13 protein-coding genes are annotated in these 15,885 nt (G+C 73.0%); 9 read left to right on the top strand and 4 right to left on the bottom strand.

Annotated elements, in window-relative coordinates:
* Positions 1–60: 60 nt before the first annotated feature.
* A complete protein-coding gene (locus ACFPIH_RS19305) occupies positions 61–2,460 on the top strand; it encodes an ATP-binding protein (protein ID WP_381163335.1) in 2,400 nt (799 codons plus the stop codon).
* Between the two features lie 349 nt (positions 2,461–2,809).
* Positions 2,810–3,778: an AraC-like ligand-binding domain-containing protein gene (locus ACFPIH_RS19300; RefSeq protein ID WP_381163338.1), complete on the top strand. Its 969-nt coding sequence runs from the start codon at positions 2,810–2,812 to the stop codon at positions 3,776–3,778.
* Positions 3,779–3,783: 5 nt separating this feature from the next.
* Here ACFPIH_RS19300 and ACFPIH_RS19295 read toward each other — a convergent pair whose 3' ends face one another.
* A complete protein-coding gene (locus tag ACFPIH_RS19295; RefSeq protein ID WP_381163341.1) occupies positions 3,784–4,134 on the bottom strand; it encodes a hypothetical protein in 351 nt (116 codons plus the stop codon).
* A 222-nt stretch (positions 4,135–4,356) separates the two neighbouring features.
* Here ACFPIH_RS19295 and ACFPIH_RS19290 point away from each other — a divergent pair, with 222 nt between their 5' ends.
* Positions 4,357–4,815 (top strand): SRPBCC family protein, encoded by a 459-nt coding sequence (locus ACFPIH_RS19290; protein ID WP_381163344.1) that lies wholly within the window; start codon positions 4,357–4,359, stop codon positions 4,813–4,815.
* Positions 4,816–4,846: 31 nt separating this feature from the next.
* Here ACFPIH_RS19290 and ACFPIH_RS19285 read toward each other — a convergent pair whose 3' ends face one another.
* Complete coding sequence (locus ACFPIH_RS19285) at positions 4,847–5,287, bottom strand: Lrp/AsnC family transcriptional regulator (protein WP_381163348.1); 441 nt, start codon at positions 5,285–5,287, stop codon at positions 4,847–4,849.
* 52 nt (positions 5,288–5,339) lie between these two features.
* The gene (locus ACFPIH_RS19280) at positions 5,340–6,689 is read right to left on the bottom strand and encodes a transaminase (RefSeq protein WP_381163351.1); all 1,350 of its coding nucleotides are present in this window, start codon (positions 6,687–6,689) and stop codon (positions 5,340–5,342) included.
* A 257-nt stretch (positions 6,690–6,946) separates the two neighbouring features.
* Between ACFPIH_RS19280 and ACFPIH_RS19275 the strand changes: the two genes are divergently transcribed.
* Entirely contained in the window at positions 6,947–9,088 is a 2,142-nt protein-coding gene (locus ACFPIH_RS19275; protein ID WP_381163354.1) for a C40 family peptidase, read from the top strand.
* A 3-nt stretch (positions 9,089–9,091) separates the two neighbouring features.
* On the opposite strand, the gene ACFPIH_RS19270 is transcribed toward ACFPIH_RS19275, so the two are convergent.
* The gene (locus ACFPIH_RS19270; protein ID WP_381163357.1) at positions 9,092–9,259 is read right to left on the bottom strand and encodes a hypothetical protein; all 168 of its coding nucleotides are present in this window, start codon (positions 9,257–9,259) and stop codon (positions 9,092–9,094) included.
* 160 nt (positions 9,260–9,419) lie between these two features.
* Here ACFPIH_RS19270 and ACFPIH_RS19265 point away from each other — a divergent pair, with 160 nt between their 5' ends.
* Genes ACFPIH_RS19265 through ACFPIH_RS19245 form a run of 5 tightly spaced genes read left to right on the top strand, consistent with a single transcriptional unit; the run spans position 9,420 to position 15,876 of the window.
* Positions 9,420–11,024, top strand: coding sequence for an ABC transporter substrate-binding protein (locus ACFPIH_RS19265; protein ID WP_381163360.1), 1,605 nt, complete (start codon positions 9,420–9,422; stop codon positions 11,022–11,024).
* A 4-nt stretch (positions 11,025–11,028) separates the two neighbouring features.
* Positions 11,029–11,985, top strand: a complete 957-nt coding sequence (locus ACFPIH_RS19260) for an ABC transporter permease (RefSeq protein WP_381163363.1) — start codon at positions 11,029–11,031, stop codon at positions 11,983–11,985.
* A complete protein-coding gene (locus tag ACFPIH_RS19255) occupies positions 11,985–13,964 on the top strand; it encodes a dipeptide/oligopeptide/nickel ABC transporter permease/ATP-binding protein (RefSeq protein ID WP_381163366.1) in 1,980 nt (659 codons plus the stop codon). The genes ACFPIH_RS19260 and ACFPIH_RS19255 overlap by 1 nt, the downstream gene beginning before the upstream one ends.
* Positions 13,961–14,953 carry an ABC transporter ATP-binding protein gene (locus ACFPIH_RS19250; protein WP_381163369.1) on the top strand — a complete coding sequence of 331 codons (993 nt, stop codon included), beginning with the start codon at positions 13,961–13,963 and terminating at the stop codon, positions 14,951–14,953. The genes ACFPIH_RS19255 and ACFPIH_RS19250 overlap by 4 nt, the downstream gene beginning before the upstream one ends.
* Complete coding sequence (locus tag ACFPIH_RS19245; RefSeq protein ID WP_381163372.1) at positions 14,950–15,876, top strand: dihydrodipicolinate synthase family protein; 927 nt, start codon at positions 14,950–14,952, stop codon at positions 15,874–15,876. Before ACFPIH_RS19250 ends, ACFPIH_RS19245 begins: the two co-directional genes overlap by 4 nt.
* Positions 15,877–15,885: the final 9 nt, after the last annotated feature.

Raw genomic sequence — 15,885 nt, 5'->3', positions numbered from 1 at the left:
GCGCGACAAGGACAAACTTAGCGGCGACCACTGACAACGCCCCGGTCTCCTAGAATTCGAGTGATCGACCCCGGGGGCACGGACAGGGGCACCGACAGGGCACGGCAGGCGGAAAGGGCGGAGTTGAGCGCGGAGCGGGCGACGTTCGGAGCGCTGCTGCGGGAGTTACGGCTCGCCGCCTCGCAGACCATCGAGGGCCTGGCGGAGGCGTCGGGCGTGAGTGTGCGGGGCATCGGGGACCTGGAGCGGGGGCGGCGGGCCGCTCCGCAGCGGCGTACGGTCGCGGCGCTCGCCGACGGCCTGGGGCTGGACGAGGCCCTGCGGGAGCGGCTGCTGGCGGCGGCCCGGACGGGGCGCACCGCGGGCTACAGCCCGGTGGGCGTACGGGCGTTCCCGCGGGGCGTCGACGACTTCGTGGGCCGAGAGCCGGAGTTGACCCGCCTCTCGACACTGGCCGAACAGAGCCACGGAGACATCCCGCAGGGGCGGACAGACGCGCAGGTCCTCGCCGAGGAGGGCCACGGGGACGCCCCGGCCCTCGGCAGGCAGCCGCACCGGGGTGCCGTCCAGCCGGTGGTGGTGGCGGTGTCCGGGCCGCCGGGGGCGGGCAAGACCACGCTCGCTCTGCACGCCGCGCGGGATCTCTCCGAGCGGTTTCCCGACGGCCAGTTGGTTGTCGACCTGTGCGGCACGGACGACACGCCGCCCGGACCGGCCGAACTCGTCCTCGGCGTCCTCAAGGCGCTCCAGGTGGCCGACCGCGACCTCGTCAGGGCGGGGCCGCAGGGGCATGTGGCGCTGTACCGGCGGCTGCTCGCCGAGCGGCGCTGTCTGCTGGTGCTGGACAACGCGCGCGACGAGGCCCAGGTGCGCCCGCTGCTCCCGGCCGCGGGCAGGAGCATGGTGGTGGTGACGAGCCGGCGCATGCTGACCGGTCTCGACAGCGTGCACCGGCTGCCGCTCGGGGAGCTGAGCCCGGCCGACGCCGCCGCGTTCCTCACCGCTCTCGTCGGGCCGGAGCGTGCCGCGGCGGACCCCGCTGCCGTCGCCGAGGTCGCCGAACGCTGCGGACATCTGCCGCTGGCGCTGCGGGTGGCGGGCAACTGGCTGGCCACCCGCACCGGTTGGACCGTACGCCGGCTGGCCGACCGGCTCGCGGCCGAGGACCGGCGACTGGACGCGCTGGCCGCCGGGGACGTACGCGTCGCCGCCGCCTTCGACCTGTCGTACCGTCAGCTCACCCCCGCCGCGGCACGGTTGTTCCGGCGGCTCGCCCTGGTCCCGGGCCCGGACACGGGGGCCGCCGGGGCCGCCCGGCTGACCGGGCAGCCGCTGTTCGACGCCGAGGACGCGCTGGAGGAGCTGGTCGAGACCGGGCTGCTGGGAACGGACGGGGACCGCTACCGGCTGCACGACCTGTTGCGGCTGTACGCCCGTACCCGGCTGACGGCCGAGGAGGCCGAGGAAGCGCGCGAGTCGCTGTACGCGTGGCTGCTGGAGACCACGGTCCTGGCCGGCCGCTGGTTCGAGCCGGACCACGGCGCGCCGCCGCCCGGCCGGGTGCGGACGGTCGATCTGTCGACGGCGGACCGGGCACGCGTGTGGCTGCGGGCCGAGGGGGCCAACTGGCTGGCCGCCCTGCGCGCGGCGGCGGTCGCCGGGGAGCACACGACCGTGGTGGAGGTCGCGGAGGCGCTGCACTGGTTCTCCGACCAGTGGATCTTCTGGGGGCACTGGCCCGAGGTCTTCGGCACCGCGGCCCGCAGCGCGCGGGAACTGGGCGATCCGGTGCTGGAGGCGACGCATCTCAACTACCACGCGTGGGCGCTGCTCACGTGCGAGGACCGCCCCGAGGACAGCCTCGCGCGCTCCGCCGAGGCCCTGGCCATCGCACGCGGCGCCGGCGACCTCCGTCAGGAGGCCTGGTCGCACATCTATCGCGCGATGGCCCTGCGCCGGCTGGGCGACTACGCGCCGGCGGCCGAGCACATGCGCCGCGCGGCCCCGTTGTTCGAGGCGGTCGGCGACCTGCCCGGCACCCTGCAGGCCCTGCACGGACGCGGCGTGGTCCTGCTGGACGCGGGCAACGCGGAGCGGGCCCTCGTCGTCTACCGCGACACGCTGGCGTTCCTGGAGCGGTGCGGCGACCGGATGGAGCCGCACATCGCCCGCTTCTCGCGGGGTGGCCTGTTCTCGGACATGGGCAGGTGCCACGCCCTGCTGGAGCGGTGGCCGGAGGCGGTGGACCACCTGGGCACCTCGGTGGCGATCTACCGGGAGAGCGGCAACACGGCCATGGAGAGCCGTCAGCTCGTCGGCCTGGGCAACGCCCTGCTGTCCGCCGGCAGGCCGGCCGAGGCCCGGGAGGTCTTCGCCCGCTGTGTCTCGCTCGGGCCGGCCGCCGACCCGCAGCGGGTCGCCGAGGCACGCGACGCCCTCGCCCGCCTCGACGCGCGCTGACCCTCCGTCCGTACGCCTCGCGCCCCACAGCACGAGGACGGGCTCCGGGGGCGCGTCGGCGGCGGGCGAGGTTCCCCTCGCCGCGCCTCCCATCCTGGTCCTCCTGGCTCTGCCGCGTCTTGTCCCGCAGTGCACAGGGCTACTCCCTCAGCGCACGGCGGACGACCGGCCGTGCCGCCGCGCTCCGGGTCTTCTGCGGTCTCTGCGGTTTCTGCGGTCTCTGCGGTTTCTGCCTGCTTCCTGCCTGGAGGCCGGGCCGGTCCGCTGCTTGGCTGAAGGCGGTGGGGAGACCGGACCGCCGCCGTTCCGTGCTCTCCGCCGGTGGCGTACAGGTGGAGAGGAGAACCAGGTGAGCCTGGTGTTGACGACGGCTTCGGTTCCCGAGGGGGAGAAACTCTCGTACTGGCGCGACGCGCTGGGCCGGGCGCTGGTGCCGATGGCCGTCACGGCCCGCGCGGACGCCCCGTTCCGCGGCCGGGTGGCCACCGGACGGCTGGGCGGGCTGCGCGTCTCCACCGTCGAGGCCGACGCCCAGCGCGCCAGCCGTACCGCCGCGCACATCGCACACGCGCGTGCCGACTACGTGGCGGTCGGTGTCCAGACGTCGGGCACGGCGACCCTGGTCCAGGACGGCCGGCGCGCCCTCGTCGAGGAGGGCGACCTCGTCGTCTACGACACGACACGGCCGTACTCCCTGGACTACCCGGGGCGCTTCAGCACCCGGGTGGTGCACATGCCCCGCCGGGCCGTCGGACTGCCGGAGGAGGAGCTGCGGCGGGTCGCCGGCACCACGATTCCGGGCAGGGACGGGTTCGGGGCGCTGCTGGTGTCGTTCCTGACAACGTTGCCCGTGTCGGTGCCGCCGGGTTCGCCCGTCGTCGCGACACGGCTGGCCGCGAGTGTCGTGGACCTGTTCGCGACGCTGGTGCACGAGCGCGGCGCGCCCGCGGCGGCGCCGGAGCCGAGTCCGCAGCACCACCTCGTCCAGCGCGTCCGGGGGCACATCGACGAACACCTCACGGACCCCGCGCTGTCCCCGCAGAGCGTCGCGGCGGCCCACCACATCTCGGTGCGCTATCTGCACCGTCTGTTCGAGGAGGAAGGGGTCACCGTGGGCCGGCTGATCCAGCGGCGCCGGCTGGAGGAGTGCGCCCGCGAGCTGGGCCGCCAGAACGCGCCGGTTCCCACGGTGTCCGCGGTGGCGCAGCGCTGGGGCTTCACCAACCCGGCCCACTTCAGCCGGGTCTTCCGCGCCGCCTACGGCCTCTCCCCGCGCGAGTGGCGCGGCAGCCGGGACGCCCTGCTACTGGCGGGCTGAGCCGGTCACCGCGCCGAGCGGCCCCGGGACCGGGTGTACAGCACGGCCAGTCCCGCCACCGCGGCGCCGGCCGCGAGGACGCCGCCCCGGCTGCGCCAGGACAGGATCGCGCCGGTCGAGCGGGCGGACAGGACGGAGCCGCTGCTGAGCCAGGAGCCCGCGGAGACGAAGGACGCGGCGGAGCCGACGGAACCCGCGGAGAGGAAACTGCCGACGGAGGCGACGGACAGGGCGCTGCCCACGGAGCCGATGGAGAGGAACGAGTCGACCGAGCCGATCGACAGCGCCGAGTTCTTCGACCACAGCGACCGCCAGGAGGCGTCGGCGGCATCGGCGGCGTCCTTGCGCGTTGTCATGCCACCGAGGATACGGCCGGGCACGTCGGGACGGCGTGTTCGGCCGACGGGCCGGATCGTCGAGGAGCACGAGAAGGTGGACGGTATTCCGTTCGGACGACCCGTTGTGCGTCCTTGTGCACGCCGCGCGAGATGCTCGCCGGTCCCGTAGGGTCGCGGTGCGGCTACGGCAGGACCGGCGGTTACGCGGGCGCGGGCGGCTCAATCAACCAGGGAGTGCCTATGTCAGGAGAATTCGAAGCGACGGTCGAGGTCGACCGGCCCGTCGAGGAGGTGTTCGCCTACCTCGCCGACGGACGCAACGATCCGCAGTTCAGCCCCCGGGTGCTCAGGATCGAGCGGATCCCGGACGGCCCGACAACGGTGGGTACCGTCTTCCGGAGCACGGTCAAGGACGCCGGGATGAAGACCGCCAGGGAGTTCCGCATCACCTCTCTCGAAGCCCCGGTGAAGCTCCGGTGGGCCGAGGTGTCGAAGAACACCGTGACGGCACGCGAAGGCGGCTACGACCTGCAATCACTGCCCGACGGCAGGACCCGGGTCCGGATCTTCAACATTCTTGAAGGCCACGGACTGGGCAAGCTCCTCGTCGGTCTGGCGCTCGCCGCCGCCCGCAAGGACGCCGACGGCTTCGGCCGCCGGATCAAGACGGCGGCCGAGGCGGCGATCGTTCCGCGCTGACGCCTCTTGCGCGGACCGGCCGGCGCCGGGCTCACCCCACGTCCCACAGGAACCGGTGGGTGTGGATGCCGAAGTAGGGGAAGGACTGGACCCCGCGCACGCCCTCGACGGGCCGCACGGTGTCGTTGACGAAGTCCAGGAGGTCCTTGGGGGTGGGGCTGACCACCTCGGCGAAGAGGTCGAAGCCGCCGGAGGTGAGCACGGAGTACACCACCTCGGGGTGAGTGGCCAGCGCGTCGGCGACGGGGCGCGGGTCGCCGTCGACGGTGATGCCGAGGAGGGCCATGGCCTGGCCCCCCATCGCCATCGGGTCGGTGACGCCGACGACCTGGACGGCCCGGGCGTCCAGCAGCCGTTGCAGCCGCTGGCGGGCGGCCGAGGCGGACAGGCCGACCCGGGGACCGAGGTCGGCGTACGCGATGCGGCCGTCGGTCTGCAGTTCGCGCAGGATGGCCCGGTCGATGTCGTCCACGCGTGCGTTCCTCACTCTCTTCCTTGAAACTCTCTTCCTTGGAACGGACGGCTCAGGCGGTCAGTTCGGCGAGCGCGGCGGCGAACAGTTCGGTGTGGGTGTCGACGTCGTCCTCGGTGGTGTCGGGACACATCAGGGCCATGTTGTGGAACGGGGTGAGCAGGATGCCCCGGTTGGCGAGGTAGAGGTGGAGGAAGTCCTCCAGCTCGGTGTCGCCGGCGGCCGCCGCCTCGGTGCCGGTGCGGGGTGCGGGGTCGGTGAAGCGGTACTCGGTGCGGGCACCGAGGCGGCTGACCGACCAGGGCAGGGCATGCGCCTCGACGCCGGCCCGGACGCCCGCCTCGAACCGCTCGGACAGCCGGTGCATCCGGGCGAACGCGTCGTCGGTCAGGACGTGTTCGAGGGTGGCCCTGGTCGCGGCGACGGAGAGCGCGTTGCCCGCGAGGGTGCCGCCGACTCCGCCCATGTCGACGAGGTCCAGGTCGGCGCGGCCCAGCAGCCGGTCGGCGAGGTCGGCGGAGAGGCCGTAGGCGCCGGCCGGGATGCCGCCGCCGATGGCCTTGCCGATGGTCAGCACGTCCGGCTCCAGGCCCCAGGCGGCGGTGCAGCCGCCCGGCCCGGCGGAGAAGGTGTGCGTCTCGTCGTTGATCAGCAGCGTGCCGTGGCGACGGGTCAGCTCGCGCACACCCGCCAGATAGCCGGGTTCGGGCAGGACGATGCCGATGTTGGTGAGGGCGGGTTCCATCAGGACGGCGGCCACGTCGCCGTGGGCGAGTTCGCGCTCCAGATGGCCGAGGTCGTTGAACTCGGCTACCCGGCTGGTGAGGGTGACGTCGCAGGGGGCGCCGACGTTTCCGGGGCGGTCGGCGCCGTGGCCGTCGGGGCCGGTGACGATCAGGGACTCGTCGACGCTGCCGTGGTAGCAGTAGCTGTTGACCAGGATCTTCGGGCGGGCGGTGACGGCCCGGGCGAGCCGGATCGCCCAGCGGTTGGCATCGGTCGCGGTGAGCGAGAAGCTCCAGCGGGGCAGGCCGAAGCGGCGGGTGAGCTCGGCGCCGACCCATTCGGCGTCCTCGGTGGGCAGCATCGCGGTGGCGCCGCCGAGCACGGTGAACCGGTGCCGCACGGCGTCGGTGACGGCGGCCGGCGAGTGTCCCGCCATGGCGCCGGTGTCGCCGAGGCAGAAGTCGACGTACTCGTGCCCGTCGAGGTCGCGGACCCGGGCACCGCGCGCGGACTCCAGATACCGGGGGAAGGCGCCGGCCGTCTTGTTCATCCAGGTCATCGGCACCCGGCCGAAGAGGTGCCCGGCGCGCGCGTACGCCTCCCGGGAGCGGGGGTTGCGGCGCTCGGCGTCCGCGCGCTCGCGGGCCAGCAAGTGACGCAGTCGGGCACGGTCCATGGCACACCTCGGTCCGCAGGGCGAGTGAACAACGTGTAGTTTCGCTCATTGAAGCGGAGATCTCATGGCTTCACGCTCGTATCGGTCGCCAGGACGCTCGATTCGAGCGCATGATCCATTGAGACGAAGGTCACGAAAACGTATCGGACATTTAACGCTTCAATCTTCACGCCGACCACACATGTTGGCTAAGTTGACGCCCAGAAACATTGGGGCGCCACGGACACTGGGGTCGCCCGGGAAGGAGTACGTCTTCCATGGCGACGGAGGTCGGGGAGCCGAGCCGGGCCGAGATCCAGCAGCGGGTCAACTCGCTGTACGACCGGGCCGAGAGCGACACCGGTAACTACAACGCCACGCGCGCCATGTCGAACGCGAACCGCAGGTCCGGTGTCTCCCTCGCGCGGGGACGCGGGGAGGGCGGGCCGTCGGTGGAGTCCGTTGCCCGCAGATGGTTCGAGGGTGCGCGCAACAGCATCGGCCCCACGGTGCCCGCGGTGTTGCCGGCCGACCGGATGCCCGCGCCTCAGACTCCCCGACCCGTGCGCATCCCCAAGGAGTTGGAGCGCCTGGTCGAGGGCGGCGGAGGTCCGCCCGCGCTGGAGTCCGGGCGCCGGCTCGAGCTGGAGGCCCCCGCGCGGCGCACGCCGGAGCTGCCCGGGCGGGCCGTCGCGGCACTGCCCGCGGCGCCCGAGCGGATGCCCGCGGCTCTGGAGCCGCCCCGTGCGGAGCCGTTGGCCCTGCCGGCCGCGCCCGCCGCCCCCGGGGGGTCGGCCGCCGCCGCTCCGGCGAACCGCCAGGCCTCCCTCAAGAACAACAAGGAGAAGGCCGGGCGCAAGCTGGCGACCGCCCGCGACCTGCTGGCCCGCGCCCTGTCCCAGCCGACGCCGGCACCGGCTCCACAGCCGTCCCAGCTGACGACGTCGATGCCGGTGGTACAGACGGCGCCGCAGCAGATGATGGCGCAGGCCGGGCACGTTCAGCCCCAAGCACCGCAGCAGATGATGGCGCAGCCCGCGCACGTTCAGCCCCAGGCGCCCCAGCAGATGATGGCGCAGCCCGCACCCACTCAGGCCATGCCGGCTCAGCCCATGGCGGCGCCGGTCACCGCGCCCATGCGTGCCGTTCCGTCGCAGCCCGGGGACACCGCCGAGCAGCAGGCGTACCGCGCCGAGGCGGCTGCCGCGTGGGCGGGCCAGGCGACGGCCGCCGTCCCGACGGTCGCCCCGCCGGCCCCCGCCAACGACAACCCGCCGATGCCCGAGGCCAAGATCATGACCCCGGGCGCCGGCTCCGCGTCCGGGGCCGGGGCCGCCTTCCCGACCTCCGAATTCGGCGTGGCGCAGCCCGCGTTCCGCTTCCCGATGCCGGGCGAGGCCGAGAACACCCCGCCGTCGGGCACTCCCATGCTCCAGAACGGCCCCGGGACGGGTTCGTTCGCCTTCCCGATGCCCGATGCCGCGCCGGCCCCCCAGGCGGGCCCCGGCACCGGTTCGTTCGCCTTCCCCATGCCGGACGCCGCCGTAGCGGCGCCCCAAGCGGGCCCCGGCACAGGCTCGTTCACGTACCCCGTGCCCGACGCGGGTCCGCCCACACCCGCGGCCGGGATCCCGGCGCCCCGGCAGCCCGGTCCCGCGTCAGGCTCCTTCGCGCTGCCCATGCCGGAAGCCGCGCCCTGGCCCACGCCCCAAGCCGCGCCCTGGCCCACGCCCCAAGCCGGGCCCGACACGGGCATGTTCACCTACCCCGTGCCCGACGCGGGTCCGGCCACGCCCCCGGCCGGGATCCCGGTCGCCCAGGCCGGTCCGGTGACGGGCTCCTACGCCTTCCCGATGCCCGACGCCGGGTACGGCGGCGCGACCGCCGTGGCCGCCCCCATGGCCCCCGCGGCCCCCATGGCGCAGGTACCGCAGCCCGCCCCGGCCCCCGCGCCGGTGTTCGCCCAGGCCATCCCGGCCCCGGCGCCGGTACCCGCCGTGGAAACCGTCCCCGTCCCCGCCCCCGTCGGTGTCACCACCACGGCGACCGGCACGGCCTACCTCGGGAAGGCCGACAAGGCCCTCGCCTTCGCGCGGGCGCAGGTCGGACGGCCCTGTCTGCCGGGGGCCACGGGCCCGGAGTCGTACGACTGCTCCAGCCTCACGCAGGCCGCCTGGCGGGCCGCCGGGGTCACCCTGCCGCGGTCCGCGATCGACCAGGCGAAGGCGTTCACCCGGGTCGGGCTCAATGAGCTCCGCGCCGGTGACCTCGTCTTCTTCCACGACGACCTCAGCCATGTGGGCCTGTGCACGGACGGCGGCAACATGATCCACGCCCCCGGTCCGGGCGCCTACATCCGCGAGGAGTCGGTCCTCGCCGTCGGAGAGGGCACGGTGCGGGGCGCGGTGCGCCCCGCCTGACACTCACCCCGCCGCACGCTGCCGTTGTGTTCTGCGCACGTTGTTGTACGTGCGCAGAAGGTGCTTGGAGACCGCGCACGGTGACTGGTCGTAGTGGCACTGGCGGCAGGTCCGCACATGGTCCTCGTACGCGGCGCGGGCCTGGCTCAGGGCATCGTTCTCAGTGGACATGAGCCAGAGTTGATCATGTTACTTACGGTACTGGAAAGTAAGGTTCACGCCGAGCGACTACGCCATTCGGGCGCATCGCCTTGACCACCCCCACGGCCCCTCCTATGGTCGCGCTGATCAAGCAGACAAAAGGGGACATCTGCCGCCGCTGGAGGGAACCGTGGTCCACGACGTGCCGGCGCCGGACCGCCGATCGTTCCTGACCGGCACCGTGGGAGCCCTTTGCGGCCTGTCCCCGGTGCTGGCGGGCTGCGGCCCGGAGTCCACCAACGACATCGGCGGCAGCGGCCCCGACCGCACCCTGACCGCCGTGATCGGCTACGGCAACGACGGCAGCTGGGACCCCACGCAGACGGCGTCCGCGTTCGCGATGGCCGCCAACAACCACGTCTACGAGGGGCTGGTCGACACCGACCCGATCTCTCGCGTGCCGTATCCCGCGCTGGCGACCCGGCTGCCGGCCGACCCGAGGGCGACCGTCTGGCGGTTCACGCTGCGGCCGGGTGCCGTCTTCCACGACGGCAGGCCCGTCACCGCCGACGACGTGCTGTTCGTGTACGACCGGATCCTCGACCCCGGCACCCAGACCCTCGCCAAGGGCTTCTTCGCGAGCTGGCTGAAAGGGGTCCGCAAGGTCGACACCCGCACGGTCGAGCTCGTCCTGCGCTTCCCCTTTCCGGAGGGCATCGCCCGGCTCACCCTCGCCAAGGTCATGCCCCGGCACGTGTTCTCCCGGCCCGGCGGATGGGACGCCGCGATCCGCGGGCTCGCGGTGGGTTCGGGACCGTACCGGCAGACCGCGCACCACCCGAAGTCGAACACCACCTTCGAGGCGTTCGACGCCTACGACGGACCGCGCAGGCCGGCCTTCACGAGGATGAACTGGCTGACGATCGTCGACGCCGCCTCGCGCGTCGCAAGGATCTCCGGACGCGGCGCGGGCGCGCAGATCGCCGACAACATCCCCTACGCCAACATCCCCTGGCTTGAGCGCGGCGGTCTGAGGGTCGCGGGCGCGGCCGGGATGAACAACCTGTTCCTGATGTTCAACACCCGCCACAAGCCCTTCGACGACGTACGGGTACGGCAGGCGCTGCGCTACGCCATCGACAGCGAGCGGATGGTCGAGGTCGCCCTCAAGGGGCATGGAAAGCCCGCCCGTTCGTTCCTCGACGAGACCAACCCCGCCTACCGGCCCGCGAAGACCGTGTACGACCACGATCCGGCGAGGGCGAAGTCGCTGCTGAAGGCGGCCGGGGTGCGGAGACTCGAGGTGGAGATCCTCTCCGTCAACGTGAGCTGGATCGTGGACTGTCTGCCGACCGTCAAGGCGTCCTGGGACGCCATCGGGGTCCGTACGACCCTCGCTCCGCAGGAGACGACGGCCGTGTTCACCAAGCTGGACCAGAAGCGCGACTACCAGGTCGTCGCCGCCGCCTCGAACCCCAACCAGTTCGGCCTCGACCCCGATCTGATCCTCCGTTACAACTACGGCCCCCAGAACCTGTGGACCGGCTACGCCCGTTGGGGCGGCGACGCGGTCGCCCGCCGGCTCTTCGGGGACATGGACCGGGCCACCCGGGAACCCGACCCCGTGAGGAAGAGGGCGATGATCCAGGACTGCGTCGACGTCGTCGCCGAACAGGCCGTCCTCTACCCGGTCGTGCACAACGAGCTGATGACCGCGTGGGACCCGCACAGACTCACCGGGACCAGGGCCCAGCCCTACCCCGGCGTCAACCTCCTGCAAGCGAAGTGGGTCTGACGACATGCCGGCCGTCGTACGGATCGTGCTGCGCCGCGTGGCCCTGCTGGTGCCGCTGCTGCTGGGCATCGTGCTGTTCGCGTTCCTGGTGATGCGGTTCTCCGACGCCGACCCGGCGTCCGCGTTCTTCCAGGGCGCCAACCCGACCCCGCGGCAGCTGCACGACTTCCGCGAGCGCAACGGGCTTCTCGACCCCCTACCGGTGCGTTACGTCCATTTCGTCGGCGATCTGCTCCACGGCGACCTCGGCACCAGCACCCTGACCCGCGCCGCGGTCGCCGACCAGATCGTCACGGCGCTGCCGCTCACCCTCCAGCTGACCTTCCTGGGGCTCACCGTCGCGCTGGTGCTGTCGCTGGTGGGCGGGGTCACGGCGGCGGTGTACCGGGACCGGTGGCCGGACCAGGCCGTACGGGCCGTCTCGCTGGTCGGGGTGGCCGCGCCGGGGTTCTGGCTGGCGCTGCTGATGATCCAGTACCTGGCCGTGGCGAAGGGCTGGTTCCCGGCGGGCGGTTATGTCAACCCGGCCGACTCCGTCAGCGGCTGGCTGCGCACGATGGCGCTGCCCGCACTCGCCCTCTCCCTGCCCGTCGCGGCCTCGCTGACCCGGGTCGTGCGGACGTCGGTGGTGGAGGAGCTGGACAAGGACTATGTGCGCACCGCGTACGGCAGCGGGCTGCCGCCCCGGGTGGTGGTCGGCCGGAACGTGCTGCGCAACGCGCTGGTGAACCCGCTGACCGTGCTCGGTCTGCGCATCGGCTATCTGCTCGGCGGCGCCGTCGTCATCGAGACGGTCTTCGCCCTGCCCGGCATGGGCAAGCTGATGATCGACGCCGTGCAGAACGGCGACCCGGCCGTGGTCCAGGGCGTCGTCCTCACCACGGCCACCGGGTTCGTCGTCATCAACCTCGTCATCGACCTCCTCCATCTGCTCGTCAACCCACGTCTGAGGACGGCCTGATGCTCACGCGCGCGAGCCTCACCGAGCGGCTCTCCCGGCCCGGCGTACGGCTGCGCGGGTGGCGGCGCATGTCGCCCCTGTCGAAGGCGGCCGTCTGTGTCCTGGCGGTCGTCGTCCTGGCCGCCCTGTTCGCTCCGCTGCTCGCCCCGCACGACCCGCTCGACCAGCAGGACCCGGTCGGCGGCACCGGGCATCCCTCCGCCGCGCACTGGATGGGCCAGGACAGCCTCGGCCGGGACATCCTCAGCAGACTGATGTACGGCGCCCGCTGGTCGCTCGCGATCGGGCTCGGCGCCACCGCGCTCGCCCTGGCCGCCGGGGCGCTGCTCGGGGCGCTCGCGGCCACCTCCCGCAAGGGGGTCGACGAGGGCCTGATGCGCAGCCTCGACGTGGTGATGGCGTTCCCGGGCATCGCGCTGGCCGCCGTCCTGGTCGCGGTGTTCGGCGGCGGGATCACCGTCCTGATCTGCGCGATCGCCTTCCTGTTCACCCCGCCGGTGGCACGGGTCGTACGCGCCAACGTCCTGGACCAGTACGGCGAGGACTATGTGACGGCGGAACGGGTGATCGGCGCCCGAACGCATCACATCGTGCTGCGGCACGTCGCCGTCAACTGCGCGGCGCCGGTTCTGGTGTTCTGCACCGTCGAGGTCGCCGAGGCGATCGTCTTCGAGGCGTCGCTGTCCTTCGTCGGCGCGGGTGTGCGGCCCCCGGACCCGTCCTGGGGCAGTGTCATCGCGGACGGCAAGAACATGGTGCTGACCGGGGGCTGGTGGGCGACCGTGTTCCCCGGGCTGCTGATGCTGGTCACCGTGCTGTCCCTGAACGTCCTCTCCGAGGGTGTCTCGGACGCGTGGGCGGCCCCGGCGGCGCGGGAGACGGACACACCCGGGGAACACGACGATCACTCGGGGGCACCCGAGCACACCGGTGAGGTGCTGGCACTGCCCGGTCTCGCCGAGGCGGCCCGGCGGCTGCGCTCCCGGGCGCGGCCCCCGCTCGACCGGAGCGGTCAGCCGGTGCTCACGGTGGAGAACCTCGCCATCGGTTTCCCGGGCCGGCACCGGGGCGTCGACATCGTCGACGGGGTCGGCTTCGAGCTGTACCCCGGCGAGGTGCTGGGCCTGGTCGGCGAGTCGGGCTGCGGGAAGTCGCTGACCGCGCTCACCGTCATGGGCCTCCAGCCGCAGGGCGCCCGGGTCCGGGGCCAGGTCCGGTTCCATCAGCGGGACCTGCTCGCCGAACCGGCGCGGGTCAGGCGCCGGCTGCTCGGCCACGAGATGGCGATGGTCCATCAGGACGCCCTGTCCGCCCTCAACCCGGCGATGACCGTCCGCGCCCAGCTCAGGCAGCTCCTGCGGCGTGGAGGCCGCCGCAGCCCGCAGGAACTGCTGACGATGGTCGGCCTCGACCCTGAGCGCACCCTGCGCAGCTATCCGCACGAACTCTCCGGTGGGCAGCGGCAGCGCGTGCTGATCGCCATGGCGCTGTCCCGGGACCCGGGGCTGATCGTCGCCGACGAGCCGACCACCGCCCTGGACGTCACCGTGCAGGCCCGGGTCATGGAACTGCTGCTGCGGCTGCGCGAGGAACTGGGCTTCGCGCTGATCCTCGTCTCGCACGACCTGGCGCTCGTCGCCGACGTCACCGACCGGGTGGTGGTGATGTACGGCGGGCAGATCGTGGAGACGGGCGTGACCGCCGAGCTGGTCGAAGCACCGGCCCATCACTACACGCGCGGGCTGCTCGGCAGCGTGCTGTCGCTGGAGTCCGCCGAGGAGCGCATGACGCAGATCCCGGGGGTCGTGCCGTCGCCGGCCGACTTCCCGGCGGGATGCCGGTTCGCCGACCGCTGCCCGGTGGCGACGGACGTCTGCCACACGACCGCGCCGGTCCTCACCGGTACGCGCACGCACACGGCCGCCTGCCACCACCCGGCGGTGGAACTGACGTCGACGGAGAGCGAGCCCGTGGCATGAACGCCGTGGTGGAGGTACGGGACGCCCATGTGGTCCACCGGGGCCGGGTGTACGCCCTCACCGGCGCCGATCTCGCCGTCGCGCCCGGTGAGACGGTCGGTGTGGTCGGCGAGTCGGGGTGCGGCAAGTCGACGCTGGCGAAGGTGCTGGTCGGCATCCAGCGGCCGACTTCCGGCACGGTCTCCTTCCACGGCCGCGACCTGTGGGCGATGTCCCCGGAGGAGCGCCGGGCCACGGTCGGCGCGCACACCGGCATGATCTTCCAGGACCCGTCCACGGCCCTGAACCGCCGGCTGCCCGTACGGCGGATCCTGCGCGACCCGCTCGACGTCCACCGGCGCGGCACCAAGGCCGAACGGGAGGACCGGGTAAGGGAGTTGATGGCTCTTGTCGGCCTCCCCCGGGCGCTCGCCGACGCCCTGCCCGGGCAGCTCTCCGGCGGTCAGCGCCAGCGGGTGGCGATCGCCCGCGCGCTCGCCCTCGACCCCGGTCTGGTGGTCGCCGACGAGCCGACCAGCGCCCTGGACGTCTCGGTCCGCGCCCAGATCCTCAACCTGCTCCTGGACCTGAGGGAGCGCCTCGGACTGAGCCTGGTGTTCGTCTCGCACGACATCCAGACCGTACGGCGGATGAGCGACCGGGTGATCACCATGTACCTGGGCCGGATCGTCGAGGAGGCCCCGGCCGACCGGGTCTCCGACCGGGCCCGGCACCCCTACACCCGTGCCCTGTTCTCGGCGACGCCCAGTCTGCTGCGCCCGGTCGACCCGATCCGGCTGACCGGTCCGGTGCCGTCGGCGGCCAGGCCGCCCAGCGGCTGCCCGTTCCGCACCCGCTGCTGGCGGGCGGACGACATCTGTGCGGTCCGGCTGCCTGATCTGTCGGCCGCGTCACAGCCCGAACACCGGTACCGCTGCCACCATCCTGTGCAGGAGGACGAATCGACCGACGATCTCGTACGCGAGAGCCTGCCCAGGGAGCACCGATGACCCTTCCCGCCCCGCTGACCGGAGTGGTCCCGCCCGTCTGCACCCCGCTGACCCCCGACCGCGAGGTGGACGTCCCCTCGCTGCGCCGCCTGGTCGACCATCTCGTGGCCGGCGGTGTGGACGCGCTGTTCGTGCTCGGTTCCACCTCTGAGGTCGCCTTCCTCACCGACCGTCAGCGCCGGCTGGTCGTCGAGACCGTGGTGGAGCAGGTGTCGGGGAAGCTGCCGGTGCTGGCCGGGGTGATCGACATGACCACGCCCCGGATGCTCGACCATGTCGGGGCGGTCACGGCGGCGGGCGCGGACGCGGTCGTCGCCACGGCGCCGTTCTACGCCCGCACCCACCCGGCCGAGATCTCCCGCCACTACCGGCTGATCGCCGAGCGCGCCACCATCCCGGTGATCGCCTACGACATCCCGGTCGCCGTGCACACCAAGCTGCCCGCCGGGCTGGTCCTGGAGCTCGCGGCCGACGGGGTGCTGGCCGGGCTCAAGGACTCCAGCGGTGATCTGGGGGGCTTCCGCGAGGTCGTCACCGGTGCCCGTGTCCTGCCGGGCTTCACCACCCTCACCGGCTCCGAGCTGATCGTGGACGCGGCCCTGGCGCTGGGCGCGCACGGGGCGGTGCCCGGGCTGGCCAACGTCGACCCGCACGGCTATGTCCGGCTCGACCGCCTGTGCCGGTCGGGCGACGTGGAACGGGCGCGGACCGAACAGGAGCGGCTGTGCGCCCTGTTCGGCATGGTGACCGTCGGCGACCCGGCCCGGATGGGCGGCGGTTCGGCCGCGCTGGGCGCCTTCAAGGCGGCGCTGCACCTGCGGGGCGTCATCGCCTGCCCGGCGACGGCCGAGCCGCAGATCCCGCTGTCCCCGGAGGAGGTCGAGCGGGTGGGCAAGTACCTGGCGGGGGCAGGGCTCCTCTAGACGCGACAG

Source organism: Streptomyces vulcanius (genome assembly GCF_042653945.1).
GTDB classification, from domain to species: Bacteria; Actinomycetota; Actinomycetes; order Streptomycetales; family Streptomycetaceae; genus Streptomyces; species Streptomyces mangrovi.
The sequence above is the reverse complement of the archived record's forward strand: the minus strand, read 5'-3'. Positions and strand labels throughout refer to the sequence as shown.